This window comes from Cobetia sp. 10Alg 146 (assembly GCF_029846385.1).
Classification (GTDB): Bacteria; Pseudomonadota; Gammaproteobacteria; order Pseudomonadales; family Halomonadaceae; genus Cobetia; species Cobetia marina.
Genome location: NZ_JARWKT010000006.1, coordinates 114,107 through 136,652 on the forward strand (window position 1 = coordinate 114,107; position 22,546 = coordinate 136,652).

Below are 22,546 nucleotides of genomic sequence, written 5' to 3' on the forward strand. Positions count from 1 at the left end.
ATTGAGTCTTACGTCGCCGGCGTGAAGGTGGATGCACCGCGGCTCGAGAATTTGACCGGGAGCGCGAAAACCCTCTGAAAGACGCTATTCTGCTCGTGGCATACTGTGTGCCTGTCATGTCTTCTGTGCTCTGTCGAAGCAGTGTGCAGCGGGCCCCGCCTGCCTCATGGCCGATCCGTCCATCGGTCTCGTATTCTGCTTATGGAGCCTTGCATGCTGAACTCCCTTCGACGCCTGTGGCATACCCCGCGCTGGCGCTGGAGCATCCTCGTCATCCTGTTGCTGGGAGGATGTAGCGCCGTCACCGTGCATCAGCTGGATGCGCGTTTCGGGACGCCCGAGCCACGCGATCGCGTCGTGTCCGGCGATAGTCTGGCGGGGAGGCATTGGGAAGATGAGGTCAAGCCGATCCTCGAGACGCGTTGCGTGGTCTGCCATGGCTGCTATGACGCCCCGTGCCAGCTCAAGATGTCCTCGGCGGCCGGGATCGACCGCGGTATCAATCCCGCTCCTGTCTATGACGGCACCCGCTTGCTGGCGGCCAATCTGACGCGTCTGTTCGAGGATGCCGACAGCACCGCTGAATGGCGTGACATGAACTTCTCGCCGGTGCTCAACGAGCGCAACGACTCGGCGCTCGCCAATCTGGAAGGCAGTGTGCTGTTCCGCTCGCTGAGCCAGAAGCGCAAGCAACCCCTGCCGGTGACGGAGGAAGGCCTGCTGCCGGAAGACCGCTTCGATCTGTCGCTCAATCGCAGTCAGGTGTGCGCGCCCATCGAGCGCTATGATGCCTTCGCGGAAGATCACCCGGACTGGGGCATGCCGTATGCGCTGCCGCAGATCAGTGATGAGGAGCACCGTACGCTGGTCAACTGGTTGGCGCAGGGCTCCCCGATGACCAAGGTGCGCCCGGTGTCTGAGGCCCTGGTGCCACGGATTCAGCAGGTGGAAGCCTTCCTCAATGGTGACAGCCTCAAGCAGCGTCTGATGAGTCGCTACATCTACGAGCACCTCTTCCTGACCCACCTGTATTTCCCGGAAGCGAAGGGAGCCAATGGCCGGCCGATCTTCTTCTCGCTGGTGCGCTCCAGTACGCCGCCCGGCGAGCCCATCCAGCGTATCTCCTCGCGCCGCCCCTATGACGCTCCCTACGCCGCCTATCCCGGAGATGGTCGTGACGTCATGCCGCATGACGAGGCCGGGCGTCCTCGCGTCTATTACCGTCTATGGCAGGAGCGCTCGACGATCCTGGCCAAGAATCATCTGCCCTATTCGCTGAGTGACGCGCGCCTGGAGCGCTGGCAGTCGCTGTTCCTCGCGCCGGACTATACGGTGGATGACCTGCCTGGCTATGACCTCAAGACGGCGTCCAATCCCTTCCTGACGTTCGAGGCGATCCCTGCCGAGTCACGTTACCGCTTCATGCTGGATGAATCGCAGAACACCATCATGGGCTTCATCAAGGGGCCGGTCTGTCGTGGCCAGGTGGCCGTGGACGTCATCAATGACCACTTCTGGGTCAGTTTCACCGATCCATCACTGTTCAGCCTGCCGCAGGTCGAGCGCACCCTGGCACGGGAGGGCGAGAATCTCAGCCTGCCTGCCGAGCAGAGCAGCAATGCATTGCCCATCTCCTCGTGGATCAAGTTCGAGCGCAAGCAGCAGGCCTATCTGCAGGCCAAGCAAAAGCTGATGATGCAGGCCTACGAGGACGGCAATCTGCGTCTCGACATGCAGCTGTTGTGGGACGGCAGCGGCTGGCAAGGGGGCGAGGGTGGCGATCACAACCCCAATGCCGCCCTGACGGTCTATCGTCACTTCGACAACGCTGCCGTGATGAAAGGGCTGGTCGGCAATGTGCCCAAGACGGCCTGGGTGATCGATTACCCGATGCTTGAGCGCATCCATTACCTGCTGGTGGCCGGCTTCGATGTCTATGGCAACCTCGGCCACCAGCTGACCACGCGCCTGTACATGGACTTCCTGCGCATGGAAGGCGAGAACAACCTGCTGGCGCTTCTGCCTGCCGGCGAGCGTCAGGCAGTGCATGACAGCTGGTATCAGGATGTGGATTCGGGGCTGGAAAAGCTGCTGTTCAAGAAGCCGCCCCAGTTTGATGCCCCGAGCGATATCGTCTGGACACCGGGAGAGCTTTCCTCACCGGAGAAGGCGCGCATTGGGCTGATGCGCCGCCTGCGCGAGCGCCTGGCGCCGGAACTTGTCCACGAGCGTAGCCTGGAGACGCTGGAGGATGATGCCGTGCGCCGCGAATTGAAGGCCTTGAGCGAGGTGAGTGGTCTGGCGGCCAGCCTGCTGCCGGAAGTCACCATCATTGCGCTGGAACGGGAGGGAAGCGAGCACCCACAGTTGTTCAGCGTGCTGCGCAACTCGGCTCATGCCAACATCACCAGTCTGTTCGACGAGGAAGCCAATCGGCGTTCTGAGCGCGATACGCTGGATGTGCTGCGCGGCGTGGCCGGGGATTATCCGAATGCCTTCTGGCATCTGACACCCGAGTCGCTGCAGGGATTGGCACGGCGGGTCGCCGTGCTCAAGGATGAGGCGGACTATCGACAGCTGATGGCCGATATCGGAGTGCGGCGCACCGACCCACGCTTCTGGCAGTTCTCGGACAGCGTGCTGCGTGCCAATTATGCGGATCGTCCCGTCGAGGCCGGGTTGCTGGATTACAACCGTCTGCAGAATCGCTGAGCGTCTCCGAGCCGCCTGGCGCTGTCTGGAACACACGAAGGCCCGCCACATGAGGATGTGGCGGGCCTTCGTGGTGAGAGAGATGGCATCACGGGCGTTCAGCGACCGCCCTGACACTCTCCTTCTGCCAGCTCGATCAGGCCATCCAGGTGCAGGATATGGACCTCGCGGGCCTGGATATCCACCAGCCCCTGAGCCTGGAAACGCGTCAGGATACGGCTGATGGTTTCCACGGCCAGTCCCAGGTAATTGCCGATGTCGGCGCGGGACATGGAAAGACGGAAACTGTATGGCGAATAGCCGCGGCGACGGAAGCGCTGAGAGAGGTTGACCAGGAAGCTGGCCAGGCGCTCATCTGCCGTCTTGCGCGACAGCAGCATCATCATCCGACGATCCTCATGCAGCTCCTTGCTCAGGCTCTTGAACAGCTGGGTGCGCAGTTCCGGCAGTTGGGCGGAAAGCGCATCGAGGCGATCGAAGGGAATCTCGCACACGGTCGTGGTCTCGAGTGCCACGGCGCTGCCGGGGTAGGCATTGCTGTCGATGGCATCCAGTCCAGCCAGCTCGCTGGGCAGGAAGAAACCGGTGAGCTGCTCCGTGCCACTGTTCTCGGTGTTGATCTGTTTCAGGCTGCCCGAGCGCACCGTGAAGACGCAGTCGAAGGGCTCGCCCTGGGTGAAGAGAACCTCGCCCTTTCTGAGCGGCGCGCGGCGCCGAATGATGGAGTCGAACTGGTCGATGGCTTCCATGTTCAGTGCCAGCGGCAGACACAGTGAGCTGAGCGAGCAGGTCTGACAGCGTGCTTCATGCGCACGCAATCGATGGGATGCCGTTGTCTGGGCCGTCATGGTGACTCTCCTGGGGCATTACGCCGAAACTCGTGGGGAGCGGGTTTCGGGTGGGGGTGTCCGGGTGCGACACCTGGTACAGGGCGATTCCATGGTCCTGTACGGAGAGGCAGCATCCTCATGGACTGAGTCGCTGCTGCCTGTCGGTGCTGTCCGTCAATGATACCTGTCAGGCGCACTTCCCAGAACGGGTTCCCGTCCTGTGGGGCGGGATGTGAAGTGCTCCGTGAATCGCGCGCATTATATTAGATAATTCTGATTGTGTCGTGATGTCCTGCATGACTCTAGACGCAGAACCTCCCGAAGGGGCAGGTTGCGACGCCCTGCCTCATCCGCCTCGGGAGAGCCAGGTGACATCATCCACTCAAGGACATGACGATCTGCCCCATGCTGACCAGCAGCGTGAGCAGAAACAGCAGACTCCAGACCAGCGGCAGCGGTCTGTCCGGCTGAGGGGTGCCGTCAATGCGGTGTTCGTCGCCTGGCCCATCTCCCTGCAGGTCATCATCGGGTGAGGTGCTGCGCGAGCGAAGCCCGACAAGCAACAGCGTGCAGAAGGCCAGGCTGCCCAGCGTGAGCATGCTGATCCATGCTTGCCAGAACAGTGGCAGATCGACGTTTGCCAGCAGGTTCATGGTGCAGCTCCTGTCGTCAGTGTCAGTGTGGCGAGTGTCTCCCCTGTCGGGTCGGGTGCTGTCGCGGATGAGTGCCGAAGGGGATCCGTCTGTTGAAGATAGGCCAGCAGAGCGGTCGCCTCGGCCTTGCCGCGTACCCGGGCGGGCGCCGCGAGGATCTCGTCGTCTCGGTAGGGCACGCCAAGCGCCTGCAGGGCCCGCATTCGCTCGGCGACACCCTCGCCGCTCAGGGCGTGCTCGAACAGCCAGGGGTAGGCCGGCATGCTGGAATCCGCCACCTTGTGGCGCGGCGAGTACAGGTGCAGGCGTTGCCAGGCCTCATCATGTTCCGCCGGGAGGCGGCTCAGGTCAGGGCCATGACGAGCGTTGCCCCACAGGGCCGGTCGCTCCATGAGGTGGCGGGAGGCGGCGTCCCGGCTTGCATGGCGTGCCTGGTCTCCCGGTAGATCCCGCACCATTCGGGTATGGCATTGTTGGCAGCCTTCCCGCAGGTAAAGGCGCTGTCCCTCCAGCGCCAGCGCATCCAGCGGTGTCACTTCTTGCCCTGCCTCCTGAAACCCCAGAGGCAGCAACTGGGCCAGCGCGCCGACACTTGCCGCCATCACGCAGAGCGCGGCCATCAGGCCCGGATGCCGTTCGAGCAGTACGTGTCTCATGCCGGTGTCCTCCCCCGAGCGTGTGAATCCCCGATGTGGTGATGAGCGCGCTGGGTAGAGGGGCGCGTGATGGGACGGCGGGAGGCGCGCAGGAGATACGCTGCCATCAGCAGCAGGCCGAGTGCCCAGCAACTCAGCCCCGCCAGCGTCATCAGCATCGGCGGGCGAGCCACCGCCAGGACGTCGGCGAGGGAGTGCAGCGGTTGTCCCTCTGCGTCTACGGCATGCCACAGGCTGCCTTGCAGCAGGGTGGTGGTCCAGCTGGCAGCGATGCAGAGCAACGTGCCGGCGATGGCCAGCCAGGCGTGGGTCATGATCAGCGCCGAGGGTGCTTCAGGCAGCCGCAGACGGTAGAGCATGAGCACGCTGACCAGACCGATGACGCCCAGTGTGCCGGCCGGCGAGAGGCTGCCGGCGGCGCTGAAGGTCATGTCGTTGAGCGGGGCGATGGACAGTGCCACATGCTCCATCACGCTGATGGCCAGAAAGAGCAGGGCCGCGCCGAGCAGGCAGGTCTGAGGATGATGGCGCAGGGAGGGCCAGTCCGCCTTGAGGGTCAGCAGGCCGTTGAGAGGAATGGCCAGTCCCGGCGCCAGCAGCAGGAGCCCCATCGCCATTCCCAGCGCCTGGCTCCACTGGGGCAGGGCGCTGGCATGCAGCAGCGCCGCGCCGCTCCAGGGCAGCAGCAATACCAGCAGCCAGAAGCTGATGATGGCCAGACGGTGAGAGTGAAGGGGCTGGCGGGTCAGTCCCGAGAGTGCCTGATACGCCATGGCAATGAAGCCCAGTGCCAGCATGCCGCCGGGCAGCATTCCCTTCTGCCAGCTCTGCAGCAGCGCGTCCAGACTGCCTGAGAACATGGGTAACGATGTCAGCGGGCCCAGGGGCACCGCCAGTGACAGCAGGGTATGCTGCATCAGTATCATCACCAGACAGCCAATGAAGCACCAGCCAGCCACGGGCAGGCGCGCTGTCGGTCCTGCCTTCCAGTTGACATGGAAGAGCCACGCGACCGCGATCCACACTGCCAGCATCAGCAGGTTGAGTGGCCAGGGATATTCGGATTGGCCATGCCCCGACGCGAAGCCCGCGGCAATCGATATGCTGCCAAGCACGAGAATCGTCTGCCAGGCCTGCAGCGTGAACCGCTGGAGACGCCGCTGGCCTGGCCGGGCTTGCGTGTCATGATTGACCAGTGAATACAGGCTGGCAATCAATGCCGAGCCGCCGAGGCCGAAGAGCAGCAGATGCTGTTGCACAATGGCGAGACGGCCATGGCTCAGCCAGGCGATGGGCGGGGCCAGGGTTGGCCACAACTGCACGGCGGTCAGCCATGCCGCCAGCAATAGACTGACGGCGCCTGAAAGAATGGCCGTCGTGCCAAATTGGCGAATCACCTCGTGAGAGGCGCCTGCTCCATCAGGTGCTGTGCCCATGTCATGACCTCATCATGCAGTGAACAGCGATGTGCTCTCCTGAAGAGAGCACGACTCACGAGACGATTCAGCATTCATTTCAGCTACCAGGGAGGACACTGAGTGTCTCTTGTCACTTCATCATCGGACGAAGATCGGGATGCGTCCAATGTGGCGGCCGTTCCCACCCCCTACGCCGAGGAAGGTTTCAAGGTCGCTTCCTTTGACGCCATCGCCGATGAGCTGGAAAAGCGTCTGGAGCTGTCAGAGGAGGCGTTGGCGGCGCGCGGCCCCTGGCGAGGCTGGGTGGCCTCGTTCGGTCCGCTGGAGATTCATGGCAGCCCTCGGCAGGTGATTCTGCTGCATGCCCATGGGGCGGGCGCCGGACGCGAGACCGATTTCCATCAGCAGTTCGGCAAGGCCTGTGCACACCAGGGGGCGGCATGGCTGGGATTCGACTTCGCCTACCTCGTCAAGATGCGCTGCGAGGCACGCCGTCGTCCGCCGCCGCGGCTGCCCGGGCTGATCGAGGAAATGACGCGCTGGCATGAGGCGCTGGCCGCCAGTCTTGCCGCCAGGGCGTCTCTGGCGACATGCCCGGTATTGCTTGGTGGCAAGTCCATGGGGAGTCGCGTGGCCTCGCATGTGATGCAGGAGCTGGAGGGGCGAGGCATGCCAGCCCCCTCATCAGGCCCACGTCGAATGTCGCCCCTGGGCTGGTATGCGCTGGGCTATCCCTTTCACCCGACCGGCAAGCCGGACACGCTGCGAACCGAGCATCTGGCGGCCATTGATGCCCCGGGCGTGATCTGCCAGGGCACGCGAGATCCCTTTGGTCATCGCGAGGAAGTCGAAGGTTACGGATTGCCATGCACTATCAGCCTGCATTGGCTGGAGGATGGCGAGCATGATTTCAAGCCTCGCAAGGCGAGCGGCAAGACGCGTGAGGGACTGATTCGCTCAGCGGTGGCAGCGATCCTTGCACACCCTGCATTGCGCTGATGGGTGTCAATCCATGAGCGACACGAATTTTCTCCCTCGTGGCATCCTGATGTCAGAATGTTGACACAATGCTGATGGTTGCTGGGCTACAGGTGAGTGGTGCTGGGAAAATCCAGTCTTATCAAGACCCTGTCGAGGAGTATTCTGAAACTTCCTGTAAAAAAAGTATTGACTCATGGGGCGGATTCCGTAGAATGCAGCGCCAACGAGACAGGGGTGGTTAGCTCAGTTGGTAGAGCACCAGCCTTACAAGCTGGGGGTCACTGGTTCGAACCCAGTACCACCCACCATTTGAAAAAAGTTATTGCTTATCAAAGCGTTACTTGATTAAATGGCCTGGTTCGTCAGCAGAAGCAAACGTTGCAGTGGACTGGTAGTTCAGTTGGTTAGAATGCCGGCCTGTCACGCCGGAGGTCGCGGGTTCGAGTCCCGTCCAGTCCGCCACTACCGTTTGTCATGCGCCCGATGTTGAGTTGTTCTGAATGGACTGGTAGTTCAGTTGGTTAGAATGCCGGCCTGTCACGCCGGAGGTCGCGGGTTCGAGTCCCGTCCAGTCCGCCATTCAGAATGACGCGATGTCACCGCTGCTTGCAGCAAGGATCGTCTGTGTTGGGTGATTAGCTCAGTTGGTTAGAGCACAAGCTTCACATGCTTGGGGTCACTGGTTCGAATCCAGTATCACCCACCAATGTGGACTGGTAGTTCAGTTGGTTAGAATGCCGGCCTGTCACGCCGGAGGTCGCGGGTTCGAGTCCCGTCCAGTCCGCCACTCGATCTACAGAATTCGTGAAACCCGAGCCCTCGTGCTCGGGTTTTCGCGTTTCTGGCCAGCAAGATGCTCGTTGTTGCCTTCCTCGTTAATGCCTTCCTTCTGGACGTCCCATCGTCCCCTCGTCCCATCATCCCCCGTTCGACGTTTCTTCGTGTTTCAGGTCCGTGAGCTACCCGTTCGGCTGGATGCGCGGTGCTGTCTGCGCCATGCGCCCGGTGGTTTGGCGTGCCAGCGCTTGCAGGCGTGCTGGAAGCTTTCCGGACCGGCAAATCCCAGTACCCAGCTGATTTCCTTCAGGCTCAGATGGGTGTCGCGCAGATAACGCTCGGCCAGCGCGCGGCGTGTGTCATCCAGCAGCCCCTCGTAGTGCCAGCCTTCGGCGGCGAGTCGTCTGGCCAGGGTGCGCGGGTGCAGATTGAGGGCCGCTGCGATCTCGTCGCGTCCGGGTGCGCGCCCCGAAAGCCGCATGGCAATGGCACGTCGTGTGCGTGACAGCGTGTCATGAGGGCCCTGACGGCTCTCCAGTCGCTCCGTGATCTGTTGACGAAGCTGGGCAAAGGCGACCGGTGCTGCCTGCACGGTAGGGGCGTTCAATACCCTGTCTGGCAGCCACAGCCGATTGCGCCCTGTCGCGAAGTGCAACTGGCTCGCAGGCAGGCCCAGGCGTCGGGCATATCGCCAGCGCCAGCGCTTCTCCGTCTGCTCATGCATATCGCCTGGTGAGGGGGGGAGCGGAGAGCTGTCCTCCGGCGAGCGGGGGATCGTGTAATCGATCTCGAGCGATGCATCGCTCAAGGCATCGCCGCTCAGCTGGCGAGCCAGATGCCACCAGCCTCCCAGCACGCTGTCGACCACGAAGCGGTTGTAGGCATTGTAGGGAGCGAGGGAGTAGAAGTTCAGCCAGCCGCCGGTGGCCTGGCGCTCGAAATGGCCATGGCCACGACTGTTGTCGCTGTAAAGTGCCTCAGCCTCGCACAGCAGCGTCAGCCCTGCCGCCAGAGTGGGGGCGCAGGCACACGCAAGTCCGGGGAGCAGAAAGTCTCCCGGGCGAATCTGAGCGGCCATCTCCAGGCCGAACAGTTCATCACCGCTGGCAGTGATGGCGGCGTGGCCCAGACGCATGTAGCGAGCGATGCCGATCCGGGCATCTCCGTCGTCCGGCAGCGGCCAGCCCGTGTAGGGCTGCATGATGGGCTCGGCGTGCACGTTGCGCGCGTCCAGGGCACGTGCAACGAGGTGCGCCAGGCTGACCGAGACTTCTCCTAATTGCATGGGGCTGGCTCGTGTCGAGAGGTCGGGGAGACAAGCGCGAGGCTCGCCGTCGGCCGGATATTGCTCAGGGCATGTCCTGCAAGGATATCAATGTGTCCTCCAGGCGCATTGAGTGCAAGCGATGATGCACTACACTGAGCGTATCGAGATTCATACGACTGTTTGCCTTGGGTGTGCGTCGCCCTGACGTGTCTACCGCCAACGTGCACGAGTAGCGCAAGGCAACAAGATGACAATGACGACCTGATGAGTTCCGCGTGCTGGTGTCCCGGGGTCCGGTTGACGGCCACGCCAGTGCGACGGCAAGGAGCAAGCGCCATGACTGCCTATCCGAATATCTTCCGTCCGCTGAAGCTGGGACACATCACGCTGAAGAATCGCGTGCTGATGGGGTCGATGCATACCGGGCTCGAGGAAGCTCCCAATGGCTTCACGCGCCTGGCGGCCTTCTATCGCGAGCGTGCCCGTCATGGTGTCGCCCTGATCGTCACGGGAGGGATCGCCCCGAACCCGGAGGGCGCGGTCATGCAGGGGGCGGCCAAGCTGACCACCTCGCAGGAGGCGCAGCGTCATCGTGAAGTGACCGATGCCGTGCATGCCGAGGACGGGCGGATATGCCTGCAGATCCTGCATGCCGGTCGCTATGCCTATTCTCCGGATCAGGTCGCGCCTTCTGCCATTCAGGCCCCGATCAACCCCTTCATGCCGCGGGCGCTGAGCACCGAGGAAGTGAAAGGCCAGATCGCGGATTATGTGCGCTGTGCCGCCCTGGCACGCGAAGCGGGCTATGACGGTGTCGAGGTGATGGGGTCCGAAGGGTACTTCATCAACCAGTTCATCTGTCGACGGACCAACCAGCGTGAGGATGAATACGGTGGCAGCTTCGAGAATCGCATCCGTCTGGCGGTGGAGATCGTCGCGGGCATCCGCGCGGCGCTGGGTGAGGATTTCCTGATCATCTATCGGCTGTCGATGCTGGATCTTGTCGATGAGGGCAGCACCTGGAGCGAGGTGGTCGCGTTGGGCAAGGCCATCGAGGCGGCCGGTGCCAGCCTCATCAATACCGGGATCGGCTGGCATGAGGCACGAGTGCCCACCATCGTCACCAGTGTGCCGCGTGCCGTCTTCACCGGACTGACCCAGCGCATGAAGGCGGAGCTCAGTCTGCCGCTGATCACCACCAATCGCATCAACATGCCGGACGTGGCCGAGTCGGTACTGGCGGAGGGGCATGCCGACATGGTGTCGATGGCGCGTCCGTTCCTCGCTGACCCGGCGTGGGTCAGCAAGGCGCAGGCGGATGATGCCGCGATCATCAACACCTGCATCGCCTGCAACCAGGCGTGTCTTGATCACACCTTCCAGATGAAGCTGACCTCGTGTCTGGTCAACCCGCGAGCCTGCCACGAGACCGAGATGGTGATCGAGCCTGCCCGCCGCGTGCGGCGTGTCGCCGTTGTAGGAGGTGGTCCAGCAGGTCTGTCGGCGGCCGTCACCGCGGCAGAGCGTGGTCATGAGGTGGTGCTGTTCGAGGCGCAGGCGGAAGTCGGCGGGCAGTTCAATTTCGCGCGCCGCATTCCGGGCAAGGAGGAGTTTGACGAGACGCTGCGCTACTTCAACGAGGCGCTGGCACGCAATGGTGTCGAGGTTCGGCTCAATACGCGTGCCACCGCGGAGATGCTGGCAGCGTTCGATGCCGTGATCCTGGCCAGTGGCGTGCGTGCGCGTACGCCCGCGATTCCCGGTATCGAGGAGGGCATCTCGCGTGGCCAGGTGCTCAGTTATGGCGAGGCGATTCGTGCTCCGGAGCGAGTGGGGCGACGTGTGGCGCTGGTCGGTGCGGGAGGCATCGGGTTCGATGTGGCGGAGTTGATGACGCATCGTGAGCCGTCACCCTCGCTGGATGGCGAGCTGTGGTGCGAGGAGTGGGGGGTGGATCTCTCGGTCAGCACCGCCGGCGGCCTCAAGACACCGACGCCCGGCGAGAGCCCTCGTGAGGTATGGCTGCTGCAGCGCAAGACCTCCAAGCCGGGCAAGCATCTGGGCAAGACGACCGGCTGGGTGCACCGGGCCACCCTCAAGCAGCGCGGAGTCAAGATGGTGGCGGGCTGCGATTATCAGTCCATCGATGCCGAGGGGATGACCGTCAGCATTGATGGCAAGGTCCAGCATCTGGCGCTCGACAGTATCGTGCTGTGTGCCGGCCAGGAGTCGGTGCTGGAGCTCAAGGCGCCCCTGGAGGCGGCAGGGATCGAGCTGCACATCATCGGTGGCGCCGATGAAGCCGCTGAGCTGGATGCCAAGCGCGCCATCGCGCAGGGCACCATGGCGGCCGCAGCCCTCTAGCCCGCTCCCGGGAGTCTTGGCTGGCCGGGGCGCCTTTCGTGGCGGAGCGAGTGTCGGCGAGATGGGGATATTCAGCGTTGAGTTGAGCCGAAGCTCTGCCTAGACTGAGAGTGGCCATCACGGCCGTCGTGTCTGCGTGACAATGACGGCCGTGATGGCCTTGTCGTCTCTCCGCCTTCTGCCGTTCTCACGGCGCATCACCACGATGGGACTCGCTCATGTCATCGCACGCAGCCGCTTCTCGCCAATCCACCGACGAGACTCTGCCGCCGGATGGCGCCACGGTCCTGTCCGCGCCTCAAGGCGCGCTCTCCTCTCCTGCTGCTGTCGCGTCTTCAGCGACGGTCACGGCCTCGCCGATCGCCTCGCTCGAGGCCGACTCCTCATCGGCAGAGGGCGGCCTGGAAGCACTGCTCGAGCTGTTCACCCTGCCACGGGTGGAGCGTCTTGACTGGCGCGTGGCCCGCGAGGCCGGGGTGGTGGTCGAATGCCTGCGGGCCGATACCCTGGATGCCGAGATATCCGGCAACAAGGCATGGAAGCTGCGCCTGCCACTGGCGCGAGCGCTCAGCGAGGGGCGAGGCATCATCAGCTGTGGCGGCGGCTGGTCGAATCACCTGCATGCTCTGGCGGCTGCCGGGGCGCGTCTGGGGGTGGCGACGCATGGCTTGGTGCGTGGGCATCCGGAAGCTCCGCTGACGCCGACGCTGAAGGATGCCATGGCCAACGGTATGCACCTGAACTTCATCTCACGGGCGGAATACAAACAGCGCGACCAGCCCGGGTTCTCCGCCCGCTTCAGTGATGCGCTGTGGGTGCCGGAAGGTGGGGGCAGCGTGGAGGGGGTGGCGGGGCTCGAGCCGTTGGCACAGGCGCTGGTGACACCTTGCAACGGAGGGCCAGCGCCCCAGCTGGTACTGATGGCCTGCGGCAGCGGGACCACGCTGGCGGGTGTTCTGAGCGCGCTGGGAGAGCGTGATGGTCTGCGTGTGATTGGCGTCCCTACCATGAATCACGGAGATCAGCTCTATCACCGTGTGCGTCGTCTGCTGGCCCGGAGCGGCGGCAGTGAGCAGAAGACACCGGAGTGGGGGCTGTGGTTGGGAGCGCAGGCGGGCGGCTTCGCCAAGGCACCCGCCTGGTTGATCGACTTCATCCAACGATTCGAGGCCGAGACCGGGTTGCAGGTCGAGCCGGTGTATACCGGCAAGTTGTTTGCCTCACTGGCCCACCACCTCGCCAACGGGATGATCGCCCCCGGGACTCGTGTACGGGTTCTGCATACGGGCGGTCTGCAGGGGCGCAGAGGGTACCCGGCTCTCGATGCTGCCTGAGGGATTTTCCTGCATGGCCGTCCCGTCGTGATGGTCGCGTCGGATCATGGCTGGCGGCGGCATGCAGCGCTGTTATGATGGGATTTCTACTGTGGTGCCTGCCATCCCGGGTACCGCGTTCGTTTCATCGGGCAAGGTGACCCCTTGCTCTGCTCTGGATACTCCCATGACGACTGACGCCCTCGCCACGACCCGCTCCGCGGCCACTGACATCGATGACACCTGTACATCACGTTTTCTGGCCAGTGACAACACGTCCGGTATCTGCCCCGAGGCGATGGCATACATGATGCGAGCCAATCAGGATGATGATCTCGCCTATGGCAACGACCGCTGGACTCAACAGGTGACGGACAGCTTCCGTCAGCTGTTCGAGACCGAGTGCGAGGTATTCTTCGTCTTCAATGGCACGGCGGCGAATTCCCTGTCGCTGGCGCATCTGTGTCAGTCCTATCACAGCGTCATCTGCCATGAACTGGCCCATATCGAGACTGACGAATGCGGAGGGCCGGAGTTCTTCTCCAATGGCTCCAAGCTGCTCAATGCGCCGGGTCCGAATGGCAAGCTGACGCCTGAAGGCATCGAGCGACTGGTCACCAAGCGCAGTGATATCCATTATCCGCGTCCGCGTGTCATCTCGCTGACCCAGTGCACCGAAGTCGGCACCGTCTATAGCCTGGAAGAGCTTCAGGCGATTCGCGAAGTGGCCGACCGTCATGATCTTCAGATCCACATGGACGGCGCGCGCTTTGCCAATGCCTGTGCCTCGCTGGGCGTCTCTCCGGCCGAGCTTACCTGGAAGGCCGGCGTGGACGTGCTGTGCTTCTCCGGTACCAAGAATGGGCTGGCGATGGGGGAGGCGGTGATATTCTTTGATCGCGAGCAGGCCCGTGACTTCGACTATCGCTGCAAGCAGGCCGGTCAGCTTGCCTCTAAGATGCGTTTCATCGCCGCGCCGTGGATGGGGCTGCTCGAGAATGACATCTGGCTGGACAACGCACGTCATGCCAACACCATGGCGCAGTATCTGGCCGAGCGACTCGAGGCATTGGACGGCATCGAACTGCTGTTCCCCTGTGAGGCCAACAGCGTCTTTGCCAGCTTCCCCGAGCATGTGCTGACGGCACTGCGTGAGCGTGGCTGGACCTTCTACACCTTCATCGGCGCAGGCGGCGCACGCTTCGTATGTTCCTGGAATACCAGTACGGATCTTCTGGATGCTCTGCTCTCTGATATCCAGAGCGCCCTGTAAGAAAGGGGACTGAGAGTGACACTCTCGTAGCGCGTACTGAAAGTGTAAAAAAGCCCATCGGCCATCCGGTGGGTTTTTTTTTCATGAAGATTTTTCAGGACGTTGCGATGCGTCCATGCCCTTGCGGGGGTGTGACAAGGTCAGTGATCGCTACGGCCAAGGCTTCTGTCAGCAGTCGCCTCGTGGCCGCCCATGCTGGCGGTTTCGCATGTCATCGATTCGACTTCGGGCCGCCATCGAGTCGCTGGCGACACCTCGTGGGGCCGGATATGTGCAAGGACTGGCTGGCGAGACTCGCCGCTCTGTCCCTATTCTGAACGTGTGCTGCAGTGCGACGTGGCAGACATGGTGCCTTTCAGGAGGAGGGGCTTCAACGGCCACGAGGCGAGGCAATTCTTGCGCAACGGTGCGCTCGAGGAGGCGTCACTCCTGCCTCGTTCCAGATCGCGCTTGTCATGCAGGGACGAGGTTGTCCATTCGGGTGGCGAAAGTTCGTTGAATGCGGTGGGTCCATGTATTGGACACTCGCTACCTATATCGATCTATGCTGATAAACACGCCGAGGCAGTCACCTGAGCGCCAGCAGCGCGGGGCATCAAGTGACCTGGTACCACTGTCATCGTACAGGAGTGGCCCCGGCGATGGTCCCAGCGACCCCGAGTCGCGACAAGGAGGCTTCCATGAGCATCTTCGATCACGTGCAGAGCCGCTACGAGCGGGTCCAGCAAGAAGAGATGAGTCTCCAGGAGTACCTGGAGTTATGTCGGCAGGATCGTTCTGCCTACGCCAGCGCTGCCGAGAGAATGCTGGCGGCCATCGGTGAACCGGAGGTCATCGATACCGCCAAGGATCCCAGTCTTTCCCGGATTTTTTCCAACAAGCTGATTCGACGCTACCCCAGCTTCGCCGAGTTCTATGGCATGGAGGAAGCCATCGAGCAGATCGTGTCCTACTTCCGTCATGCGGCTCAGGGGCTTGAGGAGCGCAAGCAGATTCTCTATCTGCTGGGGCCAGTCGGCGGCGGCAAGTCATCGCTGGCCGAACGACTCAAGCTGTTGATGGAGCAGATTCCCTTCTATGCCATCAAGGGGTCACCGGTATACGAGTCGCCGCTGGGGCTGTTCTCGCTGGAAGAGGATGGCGAGGTGCTCGAGAAGGAATATGGCATCCCGCGCCGCTGCATGCGCAGCGCCATGTCGCCCTGGGCGGCCAAGCGTCTCAAGGAATATGGCGGAGATCTCAGTCAGTTCCGTGTCGTCAAGCTCTACCCATCCCGCCTGAACCAGATCGCCATCTCCAAGACGGAGCCGGGCGATGACAACAACCAGGACATTTCCGCGCTGGTCGGCAAGGTCGATATCCGTCAGCTTGAGCTCTATGCCCAGGATGATCCGGATGCCTACAGCTTCTCCGGCGGGCTGTGCAAGGCCAACCAGGGGTTGATGGAATTCGTCGAGATGTTCAAGGCGCCGATCAAGGTGCTTCACCCGCTGCTGACCGCGACTCAGGAAGGCAACTACAACCCGACCGAAGGCATGGGGGCGATTCCCTTCGATGGCGTGGTGCTGGCGCACTCCAATGAGAGCGAGTGGCAGGCCTTCCGCAACAATCGCAACAACGAGGCCTTCCTGGACCGCGTGTTCATTGTCAAGGTGCCCTACTGCCTGCGAGCCTCGGAGGAGGTGAAGATCTACGCCAAGCTGCTGGAGCACTCGTCGCTCAATCATGCGCCCTGTGCGCCAGACACCTTGCGCATGCTGTCCCAGTTCATCGTGCTGTCGCGCCTGCAGGAACCTGAGAACTCCAGTATCTATTCCAAGATGCGCATCTACGATGGCGAGAACCTCAAGGATACCGACCCTCGCGCCAAGTCGATCCAGGAGTACCGTGACAGTGCGGGGGTCGATGAGGGCATGGATGGTCTGTCCACGCGCTTTGCCTTCAAGATCCTCTCCAAGGTCTTCAACTTCGATGCCAGCGAGGTGGCTGCCAACCCGGTGCACCTGCTCTATGTGCTGGAGCAGCGCCTCGAGCAGGAGCAGCTGCCCAAGGAGACCCACGAGCGTTACCTGCGCTTCATCAAGGAGTATCTGGCCCCACGTTATGTCGATTTCATCGGCAAGGAGATCCAGACCGCCTATCTCGAGTCCTACTCCGAGTATGGCCAGAACATCTTCGATCGTTACGTGACCTACGCTGATTTCTGGATTCAGGATCAGGAATACCGTGACCCCGAGACTGGCGAGCTGCTCAATCGTCAGTCGCTCAATGAGGAGCTGGAGAAGATCGAGAAGCCGGCAGGCATCTCCAATCCCAAGGACTTCCGTCATGAAGTGGTCAACTTCGTGCTGCGCGCTCGCGCGCAGAACAACGGGATGAATCCGGGCTGGCAGTCCTACGAGAAGCTGCGTGCGGTGATCGAGAAGAAGATGTTCGCGAATACCGAAGAGTTGCTGCCGGTCATCTCCTTCAATGCCAAGGCATCGGCATCGGATCAGCGCAAGCATGAGGATTTCGTGGCGCGCATGGTGGATCGCGGATATACCGAGAAGCAGGTGCGTCTGCTGTCCGAGTGGTATCTGCGAGTGCGCAAGTCGCAGTAAGCCCTGCCGACTGACGACAGGCCTGCCGGCGGGCGTGATTGCCGCCGGCACTTGCCATCCGGTCTTTCGCTGAACGCGAGGCCGGCAAGGAGGGCGAATGAGTTACTTCATTGATCGACGCAGCAATGCGCGCAACAAGAGTGCGGTGAATCGCCAGCGCTTCATCCGGCGCTACCGCAGCCATATCAAACGGGCGGTGGAGGATGCCGTCAATCGGCGCTCCATCACCGACATGGAGCGTGGCGAGGAAGTCTCCATTCCGACTCGCGATATCTCGGAGCCGGTCTTCCAGCATGGCCAAGGCGGCAAGCGGCGTGTCATCAACCCGGGCAACAAGGAGTTCGTGGAAGGTGATCGCATGCGCCGCCCGAGTGGTGGCGGCGGTGGCGGCGGCAGCGGAGAAGGTCAGGCCTCCAACCAGGGCGAGGGCGAGGATGATTTTGCCTTCACCCTGTCGCGCGAGGAGTTTCTCGAATTCGTGTTCGATGGTCTGGAGCTTCCGCATCTGGAGCGCAAGCAGATCGCGGACATGGATGAAGTACGTCCGGTGCGGGCGGGTATCGCTCGCGATGGCACTCCCGCCAGGATCAATATCGTGCGCTCGATGCGTTCAGCCCAGGCGCGGCGTATCGCCATGCGATCCCCCATCAAGCGGGCGCTGAAGGAGGCCACTGACGCGCTGGAGCTTGAGGAGCGCAAGGATCCGGTGCTGCGCAACAAGGTGCGCATTGCCGAGCTCAAGGCGGAAATCGAGCGTCTTGAAGCGCGCCTCAAGGCGGTGCCGTTTCTCGATACCTATGATCTGCGCTACAACCACCTCATCAATCAGCCGATGCCGTCCAACAAGGCAGTGATGTTCTGCGTGATGGATGTCTCGGGGTCGATGACCCAGGCGCACAAGGATATTGGCAAGCGCTTCTTCCTGTTGCTCTATCTGTTTCTGGAACGCAACTACGAGAAGGTCGAGCTGGTGTTCATTCGCCACCACACCGCCGCCAAGGAGGTGGATGAGGAAGAGTTCTTCTACTCCCGAGAGACCGGCGGCACCATCGTCTCCAGTGCTCTGACCTTGCTGGATGAAGTGATCGAATCCCGCTATCCGGCGGGTGAATGGAATCTCTACGTGGCCCAGGCGTCCGATGGTGACAACTGGGATGACGATTCCACCAATTGTCGCGAGCTGATGATCAAGAAGCTGATGCCGCGTCTGCAATATTACGCCTACGTGGAGATCACCCCGCATGCACACCAGGCATTGTGGGAAGAATATGAGCGAGTCGAAGCCGAATTTCCGGATCGTTTCGCCATGCAGCAGATTGTCGAGGCGGGCGATATCTACCCGGTATTTCGAGAGCTGTTCAAGCGCCGCATCAGCGCCTGATCGCATCATGTGACGCGCCCGGCCATCTGCCGGGCCGGGAGGCCCCATGAGCCAGAGACGTGATAATCGACTGGAAAATCAGCAACCGGCCAGTGGCTCCGATTGGACCTTCGAGCTTCTGGAGCATTTCGAGCACGAGATCGCGCGTATCGCTGCGCAGTATCGACTGGATATCTACCCCAATCAGATTGAAGTCATCACTTCCGAACAGATGATGGATGCCTATGCCAGCATCGGCATGCCGGTGGGCTATCACCATTGGTCGTTCGGCAAGCAGTTTCTCTCGGTGGAGCAGGCCTATCGGCGCGGACAGATGGGACTGGCCTATGAGCTGGTGATCAATTCCGATCCCTGCATCGCCTATCTCATGGAAGAGAACACCCTGATGATGCAGATTCTGGTCATGGCGCATGCCTGTTATGGCCACAACAGCTTCTTCAAGGGCAATTACCTGTTTCGTGCCTGGACGGATGCCTCGGCGATCATCGATTACCTCGTCTTCGCCCGGAAGTACGTGTCCGAATGCGAGGAGCGCCATGGTGTCGATGCGGTTGAGCAGCTGCTGGACGCCTGTCATGCGCTCCAGAATTATGGCGTCGATCGCTACAAGCGTCCCTCGCCCATCTCGCCGGAAGAGGAGATCCAGCGTCAGCAGGAGCGTGAGGCCTATCTGCAGGCTCAGGTGAATGCGCTGTGGACCACCATTCCGCAGGCCGAGGAGGAGGATGAGTTGATCGATGAGGTCAACGACCCACTGGGTCTGCATCGTCGTGGTCGCTACCCGCCGGAGCCTCAGGAGAACCTGCTCTACTTCATCGAGAAGAATGCACCGTTGCTGGAGCCCTGGCAGCGGGAGCTGGTGCGTATCGTGCGCAAGCTGGCGCAATACTTCTACCCGCAGCGCCAGACCCAGGTGATGAACGAAGGCTGGGCCTGCTTCTGGCACTACACCATCATGAATCAACTCTATGATGAGCAGCTGATCGGCGAGGGGGTGATTCTCGAGTTCCTGCAGTCGCACACCTCGGTGGTGCAGCAGCCGGGCTTCGATCACCCGCATTACAATGGCATCAACCCCTATGCGCTGGGCTTCGCGATGTTCATGGACATCAAGCGCATCTGCGAGAATCCTGACGACGAGGACCGTGAGTGGTTCCCCGACATCGCCGGCAGTGACTGGTTGGAGACGGTGCATTTCGCAATGCGCAACTTCAAGGACGAGTCCTTCATCCAGCAGTTCCTGTCGCCCAAGGTGATCCGTGATCTCAAGCTGTTCTCGCTGGTGGATGACGACAGTGATGAGCATCTTCTCATCGATGCCATTCACGATAGTCGAGGCTACAAGCGCATTCGAGAGGCGCTGTCGGTGCAATATGCGCTTAGCCATCGCGAGCCGAACATCCAGGTGTGGGCCGCGAATATCCGGGGAGATCGCTCGCTGACGCTGCGCCATGTCCAGGATGATCGTCGCCCGCTGTCACGCAGCGTCTATCCCGTGATGCGCTATCTGCACCAGTTGTGGGGGTTCCCGGTGCATCTCGAATCATTGGAGCAGGATGAGATCGCGCGCCGCTACCAATGGCCGTTGCCGGAGGATGCTTCCGGCTCCACTGCGAGCTGACGTCTGGTCCCGGTAACACAGCCATGAAAAAGACCGCCTCGGGATTGGCTCCCGAGGCGGTCTTCTCGTATCAGGTCCGTGGCGCCGCCGGTATCATGCCGGGCGCTTGGTCCAGGACTGGCACCAGCCTTCGGGTGCCACGCTATTGCTGGGGAATAGCTGACAGCCCTTGTTCTCCGGCTTGTAGAACATGCAGTTGGTGCAGTCGGAGCCGGGCTTGAAGGCGGGGTGATCACTGGCTTCGCTGGCATCTTCCACATAGTGGAGCGCCTTTGCCTGCGGGTTGTCGGTATCCAGTGGGGGCAGGTCGGCGGCAAGGGCGCGCGGCGAGAGCACGGCAGCGCCCAGTGGCAGGGCGGCAAGCCCCAGCAGGCTGTTGCGCATGAAGTTACGACGGCTTTGATCAGCCATGGTCAGGTTCCTTCTCATCGTTGGAGCACAGCCGGTGGGATGTGCTGCGGTCACGGCTCGCCTGTCAGGAGGCGCTTTCATGTCGATCGTTGCAGTGTCACTCGTGCCACGGGCGTCTTGATGAGCGCTCTGTGTGGCGCGGCTGGTCGCAAGCATCCTGGTACGGGAAGATGCAGGTGGCATGCCAGATGCTGATCATGCGGTCAGATTCTGCGGTATCCGCCGTCGGGATGATCCCCCTCGTGGATATCTGCTCGCTGATGGTGCATGAAGCAAGTGCTGCCTGCTTATTGTGGCTTGAGTTGGGGCGGCCGTCAGCCTCGCGAACGGAACTCTGGCATGATGGAATGCTACGGTAGAACGTGAATGAAGTTGCTGCGGCTTGCGGGTCGTGACGGAATGACGAGCGCATGCCTTGCCGAGGCAATGGCAACGACAAGAAGGAAATGGCGGGATGCTGGATGTGATGGATGATATTCGCTCGGCCGGTCGCAAGCTGTGGCGAGGGTTTGGCGTCAGCGTGGCATTCGCGCTGGTGGGAGGCGGGCTGTGGTGGTGGCAGGAGCGTGATTACCAGCAGTTCTACGCCTGGCAGGGAGTGCCTGAGGCACGTGAACTTGACTGGAAGACGCTGGCGCGTGGCTTGCGCAGCGATGCCTATCTGGTGGGGTGGTCGGATCTGCGCGCCAACCCGTTATGGGTGACATGGCGTCTCGAGAATACCCAGGGGTCGCGGCTGGGGGAGCGTCCTGACGAGTTCGAGCGCGACTGGCGCTCGCTATGGCCCGTCACACCGGACAGCTATGGCAACAGTGGCTACGACCGCGGACACCTGGCGCCCAACTACGCCATCGGCAAGATCTACGGGGTCAAGGCCCAGCATCAGACGTTTCGCATGACCAATATCTCGCCACAGACACCGGCGCTCAATCGCAAGCTGTGGCAGCGACTCGAGGCGGCCATCATGGACAGGATTCTGCCGCGGGAAGAGGCGCTGTGGATCACCGCAGGCCCGGTCTTCACGGGAGAGATCGAGCGTCTGCCGAATCTGATCGAGATTCCGGATGGTTTCTACAAGATCATCGTCTCGCCCGGCAATGCTCGGCAGGCGCCTCGCGCCCTGGCGTTTCTCTTTCCTCAGCAGGTAAGAGGGGATGAGCCATTGGATCGCTTTCTGGTCAGCATTGATAGAATCGAATCTCTCACCGGTTTCGATTTCTTCCATGAGTTGCCGGACGATATCGAGCAGCGCCTGGAAGCCTCGGTACGTCGTGATGGATGGCAGGTCGAGAGTTTCAGCCGCATCCCGTCACGCTATTGAGTGTCTGATGACTCTGATGGCGCAGGGGAGGCAATGGGTCGTGCAGAAGGATGCGTCCGGGGATATTCGTCGCGCAGTCGCAGGAAATCCATCCACAGGCCAGGCAGTGGAAGCGGGTGTGGACAAGTCAGCAGGCGTCGGGGGGGGATCTGTGTTTCTGGGAGCACGCGAAAGACAACGCAGGGCGCTGCAGGTCTGGATAAAGCAATGAAGCTGATAGCAGGGGGGAGAGTATCGCGATGTGAGCAGCGGGCGCTGCGAGAAAGTACATCGGATGACAACTTGATGGTGCCCAGAAGAGGACTTGAACCTCCACGTCCATACGGACACTAGCACCTGAAGCTAGCGCGTCTACCAATTCCGCCATCTGGGCATCAAGTTGTGTGCTGAAGTCTCTAGAGCAGAGCCTTGCAGCGGAACGACCATGACATCCTTGGTAGTGGATACCATGTTCCCTGTTCGAGTGCGCATCGTGGTGCCCAGAAGAGGACTTGAACCTCCACATCCTTACGGATACTAGCACCTGAAGCTAGCGCGTCTACCAATTCCGCCATCTGGGCGAAGCGCGATACAGGGGTCGTTCATCGTGAGTCTGACGTCCGTGGTGCCCAGGAGAGGACTTGAACCTCCACATCCTTACGGATACTAGCACCTGAAGCTAGCGCGTCTACCAATTCCGCCACCTGGGCAGACATCAGAACTCGTTTTGGTCCAAGGACCCGGATCAGCAGTCCAAGTTGTTGAAACTTGAATGCTTTACCCGTTCTCCGGTATCCATCCTAACGTGTGTCACGTCAACATGAAACCTGAAATTGGTGCCCAGAAGAGGACTTGAACCTCCACGTCCATACGGACACTAGCACCTGAAGCTAGCGCGTCTACCAATTCCGCCATCTGGGCAAGTGGTGCCGAATAATACGGATCTTCTGAGGGAATGCAAGAGGTTTCTGTTTTATTTATGACGT

Annotated in this window: 15 protein-coding genes and 9 tRNA genes; 14 read left to right on the forward strand and 10 right to left on the reverse strand. The window is 61.5% G+C overall.

Annotation, left to right across the window (positions count from 1 at the left end; all coding sequences use genetic code 11):
• The first annotated feature begins 213 nt into the window (after positions 1-213).
• Positions 214-2,712, forward strand: coding sequence for a fatty acid cis/trans isomerase (locus tag QD172_RS12120; RefSeq protein ID WP_279855858.1), 2,499 nt, complete (start codon positions 214-216; stop codon positions 2,710-2,712).
• A 98-nt stretch (positions 2,713-2,810) separates the two neighbouring features.
• Here QD172_RS12120 and fnr read toward each other — a convergent pair whose 3' ends face one another.
• From fnr to QD172_RS12140, 4 genes are all read right to left on the reverse strand, one after another.
• The gene (gene fnr / locus QD172_RS12125) at positions 2,811-3,560 is read right to left on the reverse strand and encodes a fumarate/nitrate reduction transcriptional regulator Fnr (RefSeq protein WP_077378772.1); all 750 of its coding nucleotides are present in this window, start codon (positions 3,558-3,560) and stop codon (positions 2,811-2,813) included.
• A 356-nt stretch (positions 3,561-3,916) separates the two neighbouring features.
• Positions 3,917-4,195: a hypothetical protein gene (locus QD172_RS12130; protein WP_084209417.1), complete on the reverse strand. Its 279-nt coding sequence runs from the start codon at positions 4,193-4,195 to the stop codon at positions 3,917-3,919.
• Positions 4,192-4,851, reverse strand: a complete 660-nt coding sequence (locus QD172_RS12135) for a cbb3-type cytochrome c oxidase subunit II (RefSeq protein WP_279855859.1) — start codon at positions 4,849-4,851, stop codon at positions 4,192-4,194. The genes QD172_RS12130 and QD172_RS12135 overlap by 4 nt, the downstream gene beginning before the upstream one ends.
• Complete coding sequence (locus QD172_RS12140; protein ID WP_279855860.1) at positions 4,848-6,287, reverse strand: cbb3-type cytochrome c oxidase subunit I; 1,440 nt, start codon at positions 6,285-6,287, stop codon at positions 4,848-4,850. The genes QD172_RS12135 and QD172_RS12140 overlap by 4 nt, the downstream gene beginning before the upstream one ends.
• A gap of 102 nt (positions 6,288-6,389) precedes the next feature.
• On the opposite strand from QD172_RS12140, the gene QD172_RS12145 reads away from it, so the two are divergent.
• From QD172_RS12145 to QD172_RS12170, 6 genes are all read left to right on the forward strand, one after another.
• Positions 6,390-7,268 (forward strand): alpha/beta family hydrolase, encoded by an 879-nt coding sequence (locus tag QD172_RS12145; RefSeq protein ID WP_279855861.1) that lies wholly within the window; start codon positions 6,390-6,392, stop codon positions 7,266-7,268.
• Positions 7,269-7,482: 214 nt separating this feature from the next.
• A tRNA-Val gene (locus QD172_RS12150) sits at positions 7,483-7,558 on the forward strand.
• 77 nt (positions 7,559-7,635) lie between these two features.
• Positions 7,636-7,712 (forward strand) — tRNA-Asp (locus QD172_RS12155).
• Between the two features lie 40 nt (positions 7,713-7,752).
• Positions 7,753-7,829, forward strand: a tRNA-Asp gene (locus QD172_RS12160).
• A 50-nt stretch (positions 7,830-7,879) separates the two neighbouring features.
• A tRNA-Val gene (locus QD172_RS12165) sits at positions 7,880-7,956 on the forward strand.
• Positions 7,957-7,960: 4 nt separating this feature from the next.
• A tRNA-Asp gene (locus tag QD172_RS12170) sits at positions 7,961-8,037 on the forward strand.
• Between the two features lie 159 nt (positions 8,038-8,196).
• Here the strand turns inward: QD172_RS12170 and QD172_RS12175 are convergent.
• A complete protein-coding gene (locus QD172_RS12175) occupies positions 8,197-9,312 on the reverse strand; it encodes an AraC family transcriptional regulator (RefSeq protein ID WP_279855862.1) in 1,116 nt (371 codons plus the stop codon).
• Positions 9,313-9,630: 318 nt separating this feature from the next.
• Here QD172_RS12175 and QD172_RS12180 point away from each other — a divergent pair, with 318 nt between their 5' ends.
• From QD172_RS12180 to QD172_RS12205, 6 genes are all read left to right on the forward strand, one after another.
• The gene (locus QD172_RS12180) at positions 9,631-11,658 is read left to right on the forward strand and encodes an NADPH-dependent 2,4-dienoyl-CoA reductase (RefSeq protein ID WP_279855863.1); all 2,028 of its coding nucleotides are present in this window, start codon (positions 9,631-9,633) and stop codon (positions 11,656-11,658) included.
• Positions 11,659-11,876: 218 nt separating this feature from the next.
• Positions 11,877-12,992 carry a pyridoxal-phosphate dependent enzyme gene (locus tag QD172_RS12185; RefSeq protein ID WP_279855864.1) on the forward strand — a complete coding sequence of 372 codons (1,116 nt, stop codon included), beginning with the start codon at positions 11,877-11,879 and terminating at the stop codon, positions 12,990-12,992.
• 211 nt (positions 12,993-13,203) lie between these two features.
• Entirely contained in the window at positions 13,204-14,244 is a 1,041-nt protein-coding gene (locus tag QD172_RS12190; protein ID WP_279855934.1) for a low specificity L-threonine aldolase, read from the forward strand.
• Positions 14,245-14,924: 680 nt separating this feature from the next.
• On the forward strand, positions 14,925-16,847 hold the full coding sequence (locus QD172_RS12195) for a PrkA family serine protein kinase (protein WP_077378796.1): 1,923 nt from the start codon (positions 14,925-14,927) through the stop codon (positions 16,845-16,847).
• A 97-nt stretch (positions 16,848-16,944) separates the two neighbouring features.
• On the forward strand, positions 16,945-18,228 hold the full coding sequence (locus QD172_RS12200) for a YeaH/YhbH family protein (RefSeq protein ID WP_084209411.1): 1,284 nt from the start codon (positions 16,945-16,947) through the stop codon (positions 18,226-18,228).
• Positions 18,229-18,274: 46 nt separating this feature from the next.
• Complete coding sequence (locus QD172_RS12205; RefSeq protein ID WP_077378801.1) at positions 18,275-19,849, forward strand: SpoVR family protein; 1,575 nt, start codon at positions 18,275-18,277, stop codon at positions 19,847-19,849.
• Between the two features lie 93 nt (positions 19,850-19,942).
• Here the strand turns inward: QD172_RS12205 and QD172_RS12210 are convergent, their stop codons facing one another.
• Entirely contained in the window at positions 19,943-20,260 is a 318-nt protein-coding gene (locus QD172_RS12210) for a high-potential iron-sulfur protein (protein ID WP_077378804.1), read from the reverse strand.
• 454 nt (positions 20,261-20,714) lie between these two features.
• Between QD172_RS12210 and QD172_RS12215 the strand changes: the two genes are divergently transcribed.
• The gene (locus QD172_RS12215) at positions 20,715-21,581 is read left to right on the forward strand and encodes a DNA/RNA non-specific endonuclease (RefSeq protein ID WP_279855866.1); all 867 of its coding nucleotides are present in this window, start codon (positions 20,715-20,717) and stop codon (positions 21,579-21,581) included.
• A gap of 286 nt (positions 21,582-21,867) precedes the next feature.
• Here QD172_RS12215 and QD172_RS12220 read toward each other — a convergent pair.
• The 4 genes from QD172_RS12220 to QD172_RS12235 form a co-directional block, all read right to left on the reverse strand.
• Positions 21,868-21,954 (reverse strand) — tRNA-Leu (locus QD172_RS12220).
• A gap of 100 nt (positions 21,955-22,054) precedes the next feature.
• Positions 22,055-22,141: transfer RNA gene (locus QD172_RS12225), tRNA-Leu, on the reverse strand.
• A 42-nt stretch (positions 22,142-22,183) separates the two neighbouring features.
• Positions 22,184-22,270: transfer RNA gene (locus QD172_RS12230), tRNA-Leu, on the reverse strand.
• 124 nt (positions 22,271-22,394) lie between these two features.
• Positions 22,395-22,481: transfer RNA gene (locus QD172_RS12235), tRNA-Leu, on the reverse strand.
• Between the last annotated feature and the right edge of the window lie 65 nt (positions 22,482-22,546).